This window comes from Paenibacillus sp. FSL H3-0329 (assembly GCF_037963285.1).
GTDB classification, from domain to species: domain Bacteria; phylum Bacillota; class Bacilli; order Paenibacillales; family Paenibacillaceae; genus Paenibacillus_AQ; species Paenibacillus_AQ odorifer.
The window spans coordinates 4,704,464-4,719,105 of sequence record NZ_CP150150.1; the positions used below are offsets into that span (position 1 = coordinate 4,704,464).

The window sequence follows — 14,642 nt, forward strand, 5'->3', positions numbered from 1 at the left end:
TCATTATCACTATGCTATTGTAAATGAGCCTTCCTAGGTTTGGCAATAGATAGATTTAATAGGAGGCATTTATTTTATTGCATTGACAGGAATTCTAGGATTTGATAAAGTTCAAATTGAAAATAATAATGATAATGATTCTCATTATTATTTGTTGGTACACATATATAGGGAGGTTTATCATGCTAAAAAGAAAGACCCTCTTCCCCATCCTGGCACTCATAATGTTATTGTCTGTATTTGTGACAGCTTGCGGGGGAACAAACAATGCTTCATCTAATAAACCAACAGAAACAACAGAAGCAACTACAGCACCGAGCACAGAGCCAACGACTGCTCCTGAGGCTTCAGCTGCTGAAATGCGTAGCTATGAAACCACTAAAGGTACTGTGCAAATACCTGTAAAACCACAGCGGATTATTACAGATTATTATGGTGGGGAGTTGCTCTCCGTAGGAGCAAATGTTGTAGGTGTCGAACCTAGTACCTTTGATAATCCCTTCTTGAAAGACCTGCTCACAAACACACAAGATGTCGGTGCTCCAGTTAACGCCGAGAAAGCTCTGGAACTTACACCTGATCTAATCGTCGTTATGTATGATGATAACTACGATGCTTTATCCAAAATTGCTCCAACCATTCATATTCCATACGGAACTGCTACAAATATCTATGAAACTGTTAAACTGTTCGGTGACATTGTAGGTGTGCCTGACAAAGCTGAACAATTTATTGCTGACTTTGAGAAAAAGGCTGCTGAAGGCCGCGAGAAGCTTAAAGGTGTCGTAAATGAAAATGATACTTTTGGAATCTATGAGCTGACTGATAAAGGTGAGCTATGGACCTTCGGAAATAATGCTGGCCGGGGTGGACAAGCCCTTTATAACGCACTTAAGCTAAAAATGCCTACTAAGAACAGCAATGACAACCAAACGTTGCAGCTGTCCATGGAGCTATTGCCAGAATATGCAGCTGACTACATGTTCCTCACCACTTATGATCCTGACAAAAAAGGAGATAAGCTGAAAGAACTGAAGGAATCTCCAGTTTGGAACGGACTTGATGCTGCGAAGAACGATCATCTATTCTACAATGATTTTGATACCTACTACCGCTATGATCCGATTGCGATTACCGCACAGATTGATCTGTTCGTAGATATGATTCTTGAACGCAACGGTAAGAAATAAACATAGGCACATACAAAAACACCCTACTTTAGGCACTGTCTAAAGTGGGGTGTTTGGCTATACATAATAAGCTTCTGTTAAATTTATATCATCTAGTATATTCATTATACTCATCGGTGTTATTTAATTTTTTGTACATATACTCATCATTTTTAAGCTTATAGAGCTGCCCCATCCCCGCAAATACGAAAAACAGCACCAAAATTAATCCATACGCATAGGTGAATTCACCAATATAAAAGCAAGTGACTATCGCAACAAGGGTCAAGATCATTAATGCGACTGCAATTCTGGAAAAAATCTTTTTCAAATGGAATCCCCCCACGTTTTGTGCACCAATATTATCATATTTGGGATTAAATTGAAATCTCATTTTGTTCTATTAAGGGAATATCGAGTAGCTTAATATGTACCAGCATATTGTGAGTGTATATTTTAGTGTATATACGATAAAAGAGGACTTGAAATAAAAGATACGCTCCGCCTACTAACAAACAAAACCACATCGGCTCCAGAGCTGTAGACATTTCAACCCTGGAAGAACCAACAACATAAAAAGAAGACAATGCAATACCTAATGCATAAGGGAGAAAAAACAGCACTTTTAAAGGGCCGCCTATAATACGAGCCACGTCCTTAGTAGTAATTCCAATCTTGTTCAGCTTCCTGAATTTGATCCGCTCACGCTCTAAATCGGTCTGAATACTGAAATGCAGCACTATCCCGGAGGCGCCGAAAAATATTAAACCAACAAATGAAATTACGAAGATTCCAAATCGGCCAGACTCCTGTAACTGTAGATAGTCACTTATTCTAGACTTCGTAGAGAATACGAGGGCCTCTTGCCGCTCATTGCCATACCAGGACTCTGTATTGTCTTTGTTATATTTGGCTAAAGCGGCATTTAACTTAGCATCTATATCCGCAGTTTTTTTCCAATCCTTAAAATTCAGGAGCTGAAGGATACCGATCGCTTTTTTATTTTCCGCTTTCAGCGCCATATAATCCTCTTCGTTTACAATGATATGAAGACCATTCATTAAATTCGGCACAGGGTTAAATACCATGTTAAATAGGATACCTTGTGAATACAGCGTATGCTTCCCGGAAGCAAGCGTCAGGTCAAAGGTGGGCATTTCCGGTCTTTGATTCTTCCACTCTTCTCCTTGTGCAACTGTGGCCAGATTTAGAAAGTGATCTTTCTCCACATGATAATCAGAGCCGATTAATGCGTTTATATTCTGGTCCAGAAATATTTTAAAATTAAACAAGTCGATATACTCCAGCTTTTGGTGTGAAAGCAGCGGCGTAGCGCCATGATCCGTGATCTCACTTAGTATTTTTGGTGAGATGCTATTTTTTCCGAATACTTCTGAATAGGCAATATCATATGGATTGTTTGCAACCGGAATTTCCTCAGCATTCCAGGTCAAATAAAAAATAATCCCGCTTAGAGAAATCGTGATGAAGACGAGAAAGGTGATGAGAGAAAGCACTACTTTGGAGCGACCAAGGGTATAGATCAAATTGGAACTAAACAGCAGGTGCTTGTGATATGCTCTGCTTGATCGCGATATAAAAAGTTTCATCCAGTCCCCAAGTCCTGACAGCAGCAAATAAACGCCCAACATACTAATTCCCAGATTTATTAACATCATGCGAGCATCGGAAGGGTTGTAATGAGTGAGCATATTATAAACGGAGATTCCCAACAGTAAAACTCCGATGACTCCGGTGATTTTCCCATGAATCAGGTTGCGTTCTGCGGTTCTGGATTCTTTTAAAAGACGTAAAATGCTGTATCTCAAAGTGAATAGCAAATTGATTGCAATCACAACTATGTAAATCACCGCGAAGAATTTAATGGTATACAGATAACTATCCAGCGTCAGTATAAAAGCACTGTCCCCAATATTAACTAACAGCGAAACAATGAAGAAAAAAATACCGGAGAAAACCGTCCCTGCACCTAAACCAGTGAGAATCGAGGCTAAAGCGATCATGCTATTCTCGAACAAAATGATTTTGCGGATATTGTGGCTTGTCATTCCAAGTACCATTAATAGCCCAAAGTCGCTTTTTCTGAATTTCAAAAAGGCCATCTGCGCATATACAATAAACAGAACAGCAAACACTCTTATCACCAAAAAAGGAGCATATAAATTACCTGACACCATCCCATTCACTTGATAAGGGTCATTAAAATCAGGATTACTGTACAGCGAATAAAATGTAAAAAAGATCATGACTGTAAAGCTGCTGCATAAGAAAAACAACAAATATCTTCTAAGATTCGCCTTAAATATCTGAAATGCCATTCTCCTAAAGGTCATCTTCTCCCCCTCCAATAAAGGCCAGGTTCTCCAGAATCAGATCAAAAAATGCTCTGCGCTCTTTATTCTCTCTAGCAATCTCTAGTAGAGCCTTCCCATCTTTGATAAAAAGCACGCGATTACAATAGCTGGCCGCAAAAGGATCATGCGTGACCATCACTATCGTTGCTCCTTTTAGAGTGTTGAGCTTGGCGAAGGTTGCCATCACCGTACTCGAGGATTTGGAATCCAAATTCCCCGTCGGCTCGTCCGCAAAAATCACATCTGGATGATTAATAATCGCCCTGCTGATCGCCGCACGCTGCTGTTGCCCCCCTGAAACCATATAAGGATATTTGTCCTTCACCTCATCCAGATCAAATAGCGATAACGTCTCATCTGTCTTGGCATTGATATCTTCTACCTCTTGATCATCCAGCACCATGGGCACCATGATATTTTCCCGTAGGGTCAGACTATCCAGCAGATTGTAATCCTGAAAAACGAATCCCATACGCTGCCGGCGAAAAAGCGCAAGCTCGTTCTTGGACATCTCATTTATACTAGTCTCTGCAATTCTTACAACCCCACTATACTCCGTGTCGATTCCGCTTAGTATATTTAAAAGTGTCGTTTTTCCGCTCCCCGAGGGTCCCATAATCGCCACAAACTCGCCGCTATCCACACTAAGACTAATCCCGTTCAGCGCTCGATACCGATTCGTTTTGCCTTTTCCTTTGTATTCTTTTGAGAGATTCTCTACTTGCAGTATGGACATCCTAGCACCTTCTCATTGATAGGTTTGGATTGAGTTACATTAAATGGAATTCAATCACTCGGTATTACTATAAAGCTAAGAAGGGCGTTCGTTTGTTAGATTGCTCACAGCGCAAAAAAAGCAGGATACCTCCTCTATAATTTCCGCTCCCGCAAAAAACAAAGGCAAAGAAAACCAGTAAAAGCAAGTCCTCCGATTGCTGCTAATGAGAAGGAAAACGCCCTTACATAATCCGCCAGATCTGCTTCCAAAAGAGAATGCTTTAGCGAAGCGGAGAATAAAATACCGATTAACGCCACTCCTAACGAATTCGCAAAATACATAAAGGTAGTGATCAAGCCTGAACCCGTGCCCGTGATCTTTGTGGGTACTGAACTAAGCGTGACGTTAACTAGGGGCGTAGTAGCCATTCCGAGACCGAAACCATATATCAATAATATTAGGATATTACGAGGGTCCAGCAGATGCGTAACGTCCACATTTAGCTCTAACATAAGCAGCAGGCTACAGCTACCCATCATCAGCGCTCCTATCTTAAGAACACTCATCCCCCATCTTTTGACCATTCGAGACGAGATTAAGGAAGTCAGAAAAAAGCCTATCCCTATAGGCAAGAAAACCATACTCGTATCTTGAACACTATAGTGCAAACCAAATTGCATATAATAGCTCAAAATAAAAAAGAAAGAGAACATACTTAGATAAAGGACAAGAACGGTTGCCAGACCAGCGCTAAATGTTCGATCTCTGAAAATAGACAGATCGACTAACGGTAACGCCCCCTGCTTTCCCTTTCGATTTTCAACCCAGATAAAAGTAAACAACACGAAAAGAGCTAAAATTAGACAGCCAAAAATCCACAACGGCCACCCTTGTTTTTGTCCCTCTGACAACGGATAGATCAGCAGGAACAAACCGATCAGCAGAAGGAAGCTTCCAGTCCAATCAATACTGTGCGCCTGCTCAGCCCGTGTTTCAGGTACAATCGGCATTAACAGCAGGACGAGAAGTCCAAATGGCACATTGAAAAAAAACACCGTCCGCCAACCGAGATCGAACGGATTCCAATTCACAATAGTGCCTCCGAGGATGAATCCGAATGCAAATCCAAAACCAATCATGGCGCCGTAAATGCCGAAAACAAGCCCTTTTTCCTTTGGCAGAAAGCTGACCTGCAGCGTAGATAGAACCTGAGGTTGAATAAGCGCCGCAGCCAATCCCTGCACAATCCGAATAACAATCAGAAGAGCCGGATCTGAGGTCACTCCGCCCAATACTGCCATGACCGTAAACCCGCTCACCCCGATCAGCAACATCCGTTTCCTGCCGTATATATCTCCAAGCTTTCCACTAATAATCAACGCCACAGCTAATCCTAGCGAAAATCCGGTAACGATAAGCTGTGCTTCCGAAAAGCTTGCGTTCAAGCTATATTGCATAGATGGAAGCGCAACTTGAATCATATAAGTATTTAATGAAATAAGTAATGTTGGCAGTAAAATAACCCCCAGCGCATACCACCGGCGCGAATCTACTTGTTGTTGTTCCATTGTATAACCACCTTTTTATCTGCAATCTATGTAATTATTATCATTTAGAGTGGTCTTTTTCTCTACCTGTTAAGGGAGGTGCACTCCTTGATAAGGGAGCAAACACAAAAAAACCTCAAGCAGACAGAATATAACGTTCGATTCCGAACCCTATGTTCTAACACTTGAAGCTTTAAGCTTTCTGCATTTACAAATCTTCCTACAGCCTGTTTCGTTCCAAACTCTGTTGTTCGATACGTTTTAAGTATTCGCTTGGATTGCAGCCATAATGCTTACGAAAGGTCGTCGTGAAATTGCTGACATTGCTATATCCGACCGAAACAGCTGTTTTCCCTATATTCAAACCTTCAACCTCCATATACCAGAGCGCTTTCTCCATCCTTTTTATACGTACTAGCTCGAAGATCGTCATGCCAAATAATTCGCGGAAGCCTTTTTTTAGCTTGAATTCGTTGATACCTACCCGCTTAGCCAACTCACGTATAGATAACGGTTGTTCGAAATGGATTTGCACCAATTCATGTACCCGCTTCAGATTGGTAATATCATCGTGCCGCAGCGTCATACTATCGCTAATAGAACCGTAACCATCAGACTCACCAAACAAAGCAATAAATTCAAGGGCTTTGCTCTCCATATATAAACGTCTCAATGTTCCATGATAGGTACAGTGGATCATTTCGGAGACACATTTTCGGATTGCCGCAGTATCTGGATAACGATCAATATTGCCACGATGATGTCTAAGCCAGGTTTCCATCTGCTGCTTCTCCGATAAATCTCCGGCGTAATTCAGCAGTTCACTAGGAGCAAACCGTATTTCCAGCAATTGATTGGGGACACCTGCTTTTTTCTCTTCATACACCTGAACATCCTCTAGAAAAAGGACATTGCCCATTTGTTTATCCGTGTAACTTTCCTTGCCGTTCCATTCGCAATAGATTTCTCCGCTTAGATTATAGCTTAGTTCAAACAACGGACAAGCTTCTTGAATGTGGAGCTTCATATCCTGTTCGTAAGTTATGTCCGTATACATAATCTCCATACCTGGACGAATCCGTGTACGGGTGACACTTCCCTTGCCAATATGTGAAGGGATAGTAAGCCGTTGTTCCCATTGGTTATGCTCAACATGCCCCTCTATCCGTTCTGTAAATTGATCAAAAAGATCATGAATTTCCATATTCAATATATTTAAAGTCATCGCAAACCTCTCCTTCTTCGCTCCTTGTATACGATGAGTTACATAATCTCTACTCTAGCTCCGTAAATGATAATTGTTATCACTTGAAAGTGTCAACCTGAAATACAAAAAAGCATTGGCGGATTTTATCCTGCCAACGCTTTTTCAGAAGTAAAATAAGACCGTTCAAACTGATGGAAATGTGTCCCTTCGGTATCTCAGCTCCCCCGTAACCTCCATAATCTTCGAGGCTAACAAATGCGAGGGCAGCTCGTAATCCACACAACCCAGCTTCGCCGCTGCTTCAGGCATTTCACTTTCAATAGAAGTTTCTTGCGATTCTACAAGCGTTGATTGGGCACCAGCATGTTTGGCAGCTAGCATCCCTTTAGCGCCATCATTTCCCATTCCGGTCATTAGGATTAAATGCTGCTGTAGACCAGTTAATGCAGATATAGACCCAAACAAGACATCGACCGAAGGACAGTGCCCATTCACTGCAGGCTTTTTCATAAGTTTTATTCTGAGATCTTGCCCCTCCTGAATGATGGTCATATGAAAATTACCTGGAGCGATATAGACGGTTCCCCCGAGCACCGATTGCTTGTCCTTGGCTTCCACCACCCGTACACTTGAGAACCGATTCAGTCGTTCCGCCAATGCTTTTGTGTACTTAGGCGGCATATGTTGCACAATTAGCAGGGGATACGGGAAGCTCGCTGGAAGTGAGGTAATTAAGATTTCTAATGCCTTCGGCCCTCCTACTCCACATCCAATTCCCACGATCTGCTCAATGACTTCTGTACATCCACTCTTATCGTTTTTTTGTTTCTCTTGTCGAGCTTTCACTTTGGAGATGTTTATATTGTTAAGAATAAGAGTTCTTAAAGGAATTTCAGCGGCTTTCTTAATTTTGAATAATAACTCATCTTTTATGCTGTATAGACCAGGTCCATAAGATTGAGCTGGCTTGGAGATGAAATCCACTGCACCATTTTGTAGAGCAGTAATGGTTGCAGTTATACCTTCCTTTGTAGCTGAGCTCAGGATAAGTATAGGTGTTGGCCGCTGTGACATTATGCTTGTGAGTGCTACCAAACCGTTCAATTCCGGCATTTCTATATCTATAGCCACGACATCGGGCCTGAGTTTTTGAACCATGCTGATCGCTTCGGATGCATTTCGAGCTACTCCAATGACCTCGAGGGTTGAGTCCTCCGAAATTAGGTTCGAGATCTGTTTACGCATGGTTACTGAAGCAGCTACAACGAGCACCTTTATTTTTTGCACTACTACTCCTCTCCTATCAATGATAATACCCCTGACACTGTTTATTTAACTTTAAAAATTGATACCAGACTATTTAACTCTTCTGCTAGCTGAGCCAAAGCATTGGCCGTCGTTGCCGTTTCACTGCTGCTTGCCGCCATTTCTTCAGTTGCGGCGGATATGCTCTCAATTGAGAACATCACCTCAGACGATTGTGCAGCCTGTTCTTCACTGGCAGCCGCAATTTCTGTTACTTTATGAGCGGTATCGTTCACCATCGTAAGGATATGTTCAAAGGCTTCTCCATTTTTTTGTGAAAAAGCTACTCCTTCTACTACGGCATTTACACTATGCTGCGTATTCTTCTGCATTTCTTTGATAATGCCCGTGATTTGTTTCGTAGCCCCACTGCTCCGCTCAGCTAACTTTCTTACTTCATTCGCAACAACGGCAAAACCTCGACCTTGTTCACCTGCGCGGGCCGCTTCTATCGCTGCGTTCAGGGCTAGCAGATTTGTCTGTTGGGCAATATCTTCAATCACCGCAATAATCTCACCAATCTTATCAGAATCTTCCGCAAGTCTAGACATTTGAGTATCCAGTACTGCCATTCCTTGTACGGAGTTCTTAACCACGATCCCTCCATCTTGAGCGATACGCATCGTTTGATCTGAAAGCTCAGAGGCCTGTTCAGCACTCTGGGCTACTGAATTAATCGCCGCAGATAATTCTCGGAACAACTCATTCATCGTTTGCGCTGCACTAGCTTGACTCATACTTCCACTAGCTACTTCCTCTGTACTTGCTGAGATTTGCTGTGCAGCAGCTGAGACACTTTCCGCAGAAGAAGAAATGCCGCTCACAGTTCGTCTTAGGTTCAGAACCATTTCATTAACAGAATAAGCTAGCATTCCAATCTCGTCCTTAGATTCCAGATTCGACGTTTCGCTTAAATCACCATTAGCCACTTTACCTAGCAGGCGCATTACTTGATTTAGAGGCCGTGCTATGATCTGCGATATTAGAAGACCCAGACCAATACTGATGAGCAGCGCAACAATAGTAACGCTAAACGTAATCAAACGAGAGGACTGATAAAGGTCATTGGCATTAACAATCGAACCTTGAGCCTGCTTCATATTGATGTCTATTAAATTTTGCAGAAAGTCAGTCAGCTCTGTTGTAGCTGTTTGCAAATCACTTACAAGCAAAAAATTTGTATATTTCTCATTACTAATATTTGTATTATTCAATTCAATAGCCTCATCCAGGCTTGTGATATACCGTTTCCAGATCTCAGGATAATCCTTCATTATGGCTAATTCTTCAGCTCTCAACGCAGTCTTGCTATATTTTCCCATGATCTCTTCAATACTTTGAACGTTTTTATGTATTTTATCTTCGTATTCTTTCTTTTCTGCCACTGTTTTAGCCATCGTGTTTATATCACGGATATTGATTCTATTTGTTAAAAATAGTTCATTCGCTTCTCCCAGATAAGCTATAGGTGTTAAGCGGTTTTCATACATGTCCACGATAGAGCGGTCCATCTTACTCAAATTCGTAATTCCATAGAATCCTACAAAGCACAATATTGCGGATACTAACAGAAATGCGGAGATTAACTTCACTGCTGTTCTTAAATTATAAAACCACTTCATTTTCCTCAGCCCCTCATTGGCGTTAGTCATTTTTTAGTAATTCTTAGGAACTATTTCATCATATACGGTAAGCAGATTAAGGTAACCGAAAAAAAATAGCGCGACCACGCAAAAATATTGCGTCATCCCGCAAAAAAAGCGCAGACCAAAAAATCCCGCCTCACAGAACCGTGAACGGGATTTTGATCTATTTGTTTGTTACGAATTTTCATAGTGAATTGTTGAAATCGGACTCCTTCAATATGCCCAGTCGTTTAGCTTTTATTGCCGCTTCAATTCTCGATTTCACATTTAGCTTCTGGAACAGACTCGTTAAACTGTATTCCAGCGATCGTTGACTCATAAGTACAATCTCTGCTATTTCTTTGTTGCTTTTTCCTTTTGCAATCTCTGTCAGCATTTCATGCTCTTTTTTACTGATCTTCGGATTTGCTTGGTCAACATTAATCTCCATTCCTTTAGGTGATACTTTTCTTAACTGTTTAACTAGGGCATGAGGCAAAATGACATCTCCCCTTAAAGCACAACGCACTGCTGCAACCAACTGCTCTCTATTGGTCGTTTTTGAAATAAATCCAAACAAACCCGATTCGATCATCAAGTTAAATTTGTTAGTAATTTCGTATCCGGTGTAGATTAATATAATCGCATCTGCGCTTATATTTAAGACTTCCTTCGCCAAATCAATCCCATTTCCATCAGCGATATGAAGATCAAATAACATTACGTCAAACGTATGGCTACCCACCATGTTAAGCGCCTCATGGGCTGAATTGGCTAGGGTAACCTCCATATCTCCCTCTTGTTCCAGTATCATCTTAGTCCCTTCCATGACAGAGGGATGGTCGTCCACTAACAAAATTTGAATCATGCCTAATACACCCCTATCCCCTTATTATGCCCCATGATTAATCTGCAGGTATGGATATAAAGACAGCTAATCCCTTATTCTCTGGCGAAAGAAATCGTATGGTCCCATCCATACTGCGAACCCTTTCTTTCATCCCATAAATCCCCATACTCTTAATAGAATCCTCTCCTAAAAGGCTCATTCCAATTCCGTTATCTTCATAATCCAAAAGCACCTGTTGCCCTTCACTAGCTAAGGAGATACGTACTTCTGTGGCACAGGAATGTTTAGCTGCATTAGCCAAAAGTTCCTGCACAATACGGTACAGACCTATTAGAATCTCGTCTTTTAACTTATGCCTGAAAGCGTTTGACTCAAAATATATCTGATAGTCGTTCCGCAACTGAGCAAATTCAAACAATGTCTCAAGTGAGGAAGCAAGCCCCTCATTGATTAATGCTGGTGGCCTAAGCTCATTGCAGATAATCCGCAGTTCATAGATAACATCGAGTAAACCTTCTGTGATCTGTTCTAACTGCTCCTTTAGTTCCCCCGTAACGGATTTATCACTTAAAAAATTATCAAGCTTACGATACCAGATGATCTGTTCTTGAAGTGCTGAATCATGTAAATCTTGAGCAAGCCGTTTGCGTTCATTCTCGGATAAATTAAACATAAAGCGTAGTAACCATGTCGGAGCTTGCTCGGAAGCCGCTAACTCAAGGTCCTTAGTTAGATCTTCTATGAGCAAAAAATTATCAAATAACACACTAACATAACGGGTAATCGTCTTCAGCCACACTCGAACAGAACTTATTTCTAATAAAATAGACTTCTCATTAATGGATAGAATATAGCTTTTTCTTCGGAACTCTCCGATCTTAAGTGAATAGCCCCGCTCGGTCTCAATAATCTCGCATATTTTATCATGGTTATCTTCAACTTCAACCATACAAATATTGGTAACCCGCAAGACTTCTCTAACTTCTTTTAGTAATCGTTGTTCCATGTGACTGATCTTCATCGCACCAAACAAATCTTGCGAGAATTGATCAAGACTCATCTGTAAGTTGAAATACCTTTCCTCGCTGTTCCGAATGATCTGCTCTGTAAGCTGTCTTTCCACCTCAATTTTTTTCCGATCACTGATATCCCTAAAGATAGAGATACATGCAACCTTACCCTTATATAGAATTGAGCTAGCTGTTACTTCTACATCGATAATAGATCCATCTGACCGCACGACCTTTTGTTCAATAGGAGCTAATATCCGATTGGGTCCATAATAGATTTCACGCATCCGATCTCTAGCCAGCGTTATATATTCTGGGTGGGCCCAATTAAAAATAGAGGTGCCAATCAATTGATCCTCACTGCAAACTCCAAACAATCCTAAACAGGAAAAATTCACATAAAGAAATTTATATTCACTATGGAGTACTACCGCTTCAGGTGACATATCAATAAGCAGCCGATTGAGTTCCTCGCTTTCTCTAAGTTCACTCTCCATCTGGACCCTTTTTGTAATGTCTCTCGCTACAATCACAATACTAACTACTTCTCCATCCTCACCAAGAACAGGTGTACCCAAGCATTCCAGATCTATAATGTGACCTTTGATGTGAATAAACCGATTGTAAAACATCTTACATACTTTTGTCCGAAAAATATCCAAGATCTGTTCCCGCAACACTTCTTGTTCATCAGGATGAATATACTCCAAAATGGTTGTGTTCTTTATTGAACCAACAGGAAGACCAATAATTTTCTCACAAGAGGACGAAGCAATAATGAAGTTCCCTTGCTGATCCAGAACCCCAATCATATCCTCCATATTCTCTGTAATAAGCCTGTACTCCGCCTCCCGCTGAGCCAGCCGCTTTTCCACCTCCACAGATGCAGTGATATCTCTTGCGATAACAAAGGTACCCACAATTTGATTGTTTTCATGTACAGGGATGTTTTTCATCGACCAATGGTTAACTAATCCATTCTCGCGGACAGAAGTAACCGTGTAATGCTGCAGAACTCCGCCAACCGTTTTCTCAAAATAATCAGACATCATATGCGAATTCTCTGCACCAAATAAATTCACAATGGATAAGTTTTCTCCGAATCTATTAAAAGCTTCTCCAGTAATTTGATCTGCCGCTGGATTGATAGCTACAATGCTGCCCTGCAGATCCAATTCACACACGATATCTGGGTTATGGTCAAACAGGGATTTGTAGCGCTGCTCGCTTTTTAATAGAACCTCTTGCATCTGCTTTTTTTCCGTATGGTCGATTAAGATCCCATTGAGCCGTACCACTGCCCCTGTCTCATCCATACTGGGAATGATCCTGACTTGGACCCATCGGAGTTCACCGCTGGCATGGATGATCCGATATTCACTAAGATTGCTTATTCCTTGCCCCACTGTAGTTATAATCTCTTGAATTAAAGGCCGCTCTTCTTTAGGAGCAATTCTTAGCCAAAAGTCATCTTCCTTCGCCTGTTCTGGTGAATATCCCGTGATATTGAAAATGGCATCCGATATGAATAACATTTTCCGTGATACGTAATCGTAAGACCAAATCGCCACATCGATCGTAGCAAACATCTGCTGATACAGAGAAAAGCTACTCTCTAACTGGGCTTGAGCATTTTTTTGTTCCGTGATATCTATGATTACGCCATCTATTCTACAAACCTTATGCTCTTGATTAAAAATGGGCGTGCCTATACTTTGAACCCACTTCAGCGCTTTTGCAGGTAACTGCATACGATACTCAAGATTACATAGGTGACCAGAGTATAATTTATCTATATACGCATCAAACCGTTCAAGATCCTCACCGTACACATATTCACGTAAAAAATTGGGGTTATGCGGTAAAGCATGATCTGAACAGTCCACCCAATTCTCCAAAACATTCGACATTGTCAGCAAATTTGCTTCCATGTCAATAGACCATGAGGTCATATCCTTGTCGCCAAGTGAATGCATATTGAGATTCCCTCCACATAAAAAGCCCCCCCTTTTCGGGGCGGCTTTTTCTTCCTATTCGCTATTTCGCAAGCGTCTTTACATTTTAGCCATTATCTACTGAGCAATCTGCTCGCGGATATTCTGCAATATTTTCTTCTCCAGCCGGGATACCTGCACTTGAGAAATCCCAAGGCGACTAGCAACCTCTGACTGCGTTTGGTCACGGTAATATCGAAGATAAACAATCAGCCGTTCACGCTCGCTGAGACCTCCGATAGCCTCATTCAGTGCCAGCTTATCAAACCAGCGTTCCTGTGATTCGTCAGCGATTTGATCAATCAGTGTGATCGGGTCGCCATCATTCTCGAACACAGTCTCATGAATCGAGGTCGGTGGCTTGTTAGCTTCCTGAGCAAATACCACTTCTTCAGGGGTAACTCCCAGTGCCTCAGCAACTTCACCGATGGTAGGCAGACGGTCCAGCGTCTTAGACATTTCATCCTTCATCTTGCGGACCTTATTAGCCATCTCCTTAAGAGAACGGCTAACTTTCAAGGTTCCATCGTCGCGAAGGAAACGCTGAATCTCGCCAATGATCATCGGCACGGCATAAGTGGAGAATTTGACCTCATAGCTGAGGTCGAACTTATCAACGGACTTCAAGAGCCCGATGCAACCGATCTGGAACAAATCGTCAGGTTCATACCCGCGGTTCATAAACCGCTGCACTACCGACCAGACCAACCGGATATTGCAGCTAACTAGTGTGTCACGGGCAAGATTATCTCCGGCCTGACTGAGCGCGATAAGACGTTTGACCTCCGCATCGTCCAAATAGGTCGGCGGAGCTTTTTTTGACTCTGCATCCATGGCTCCAA

General features: G+C 41.8%; 11 protein-coding genes. 1 reads left to right on the forward strand and 10 read right to left on the reverse strand.

The features are described from left to right. The first annotated feature begins 182 nt into the window (after positions 1 to 182). On the forward strand, positions 183 to 1,190 hold the full coding sequence (locus NSQ66_RS20840; RefSeq protein WP_036676075.1) for an ABC transporter substrate-binding protein: 1,008 nt from the start codon (positions 183 to 185) through the stop codon (positions 1,188 to 1,190). Between the two features lie 88 nt (positions 1,191 to 1,278). Here NSQ66_RS20840 and NSQ66_RS20845 read toward each other — a convergent pair whose 3' ends face one another. The 10 genes from NSQ66_RS20845 to sigF all read right to left on the reverse strand — a co-directional run bounded on the left by NSQ66_RS20845 (position 1,279) and on the right by sigF (position 14,634). Further along, the gene (locus tag NSQ66_RS20845) at positions 1,279 to 1,563 is read right to left on the reverse strand and encodes a hypothetical protein (RefSeq protein WP_339279377.1); all 285 of its coding nucleotides are present in this window, start codon (positions 1,561 to 1,563) and stop codon (positions 1,279 to 1,281) included. Next, entirely contained in the window at positions 1,547 to 3,523 is a 1,977-nt protein-coding gene (locus NSQ66_RS20850; protein ID WP_076101518.1) for an ABC transporter permease, read from the reverse strand. The genes NSQ66_RS20845 and NSQ66_RS20850 overlap by 17 nt, the downstream gene beginning before the upstream one ends. Next, complete coding sequence (locus NSQ66_RS20855; protein WP_076141329.1) at positions 3,513 to 4,280, reverse strand: ABC transporter ATP-binding protein; 768 nt, start codon at positions 4,278 to 4,280, stop codon at positions 3,513 to 3,515. The genes NSQ66_RS20850 and NSQ66_RS20855 overlap by 11 nt, the downstream gene beginning before the upstream one ends. 134 nt (positions 4,281 to 4,414) lie before the next feature. Continuing rightward, complete coding sequence (locus NSQ66_RS20860; RefSeq protein WP_076141330.1) at positions 4,415 to 5,830, reverse strand: MFS transporter; 1,416 nt, start codon at positions 5,828 to 5,830, stop codon at positions 4,415 to 4,417. A gap of 199 nt (positions 5,831 to 6,029) precedes the next feature. Continuing rightward, positions 6,030 to 7,034: a helix-turn-helix domain-containing protein gene (locus NSQ66_RS20865; protein WP_076141331.1), complete on the reverse strand. Its 1,005-nt coding sequence runs from the start codon at positions 7,032 to 7,034 to the stop codon at positions 6,030 to 6,032. Positions 7,035 to 7,199: 165 nt separating this feature from the next. Next, a complete protein-coding gene (gene cheB / locus NSQ66_RS20870; RefSeq protein ID WP_038572469.1) occupies positions 7,200 to 8,303 on the reverse strand; it encodes a chemotaxis-specific protein-glutamate methyltransferase CheB in 1,104 nt (367 codons plus the stop codon). Positions 8,304 to 8,344: 41 nt separating this feature from the next. After that, the gene (locus NSQ66_RS20875) at positions 8,345 to 9,943 is read right to left on the reverse strand and encodes a methyl-accepting chemotaxis protein (RefSeq protein ID WP_038572471.1); all 1,599 of its coding nucleotides are present in this window, start codon (positions 9,941 to 9,943) and stop codon (positions 8,345 to 8,347) included. A gap of 208 nt (positions 9,944 to 10,151) precedes the next feature. Beyond that, the gene (locus NSQ66_RS20880) at positions 10,152 to 10,814 is read right to left on the reverse strand and encodes a response regulator transcription factor (protein WP_076104408.1); all 663 of its coding nucleotides are present in this window, start codon (positions 10,812 to 10,814) and stop codon (positions 10,152 to 10,154) included. 37 nt (positions 10,815 to 10,851) lie between these two features. After that, positions 10,852 to 13,782 carry a PAS domain S-box protein gene (locus NSQ66_RS20885; protein WP_076141332.1) on the reverse strand — a complete coding sequence of 977 codons (2,931 nt, stop codon included), beginning with the start codon at positions 13,780 to 13,782 and terminating at the stop codon, positions 10,852 to 10,854. A gap of 96 nt (positions 13,783 to 13,878) precedes the next feature. Continuing rightward, positions 13,879 to 14,634 carry an RNA polymerase sporulation sigma factor SigF gene (gene sigF, locus NSQ66_RS20890; RefSeq protein WP_036676059.1) on the reverse strand — a complete coding sequence of 252 codons (756 nt, stop codon included), beginning with the start codon at positions 14,632 to 14,634 and terminating at the stop codon, positions 13,879 to 13,881. Positions 14,635 to 14,642: the final 8 nt, after the last annotated feature.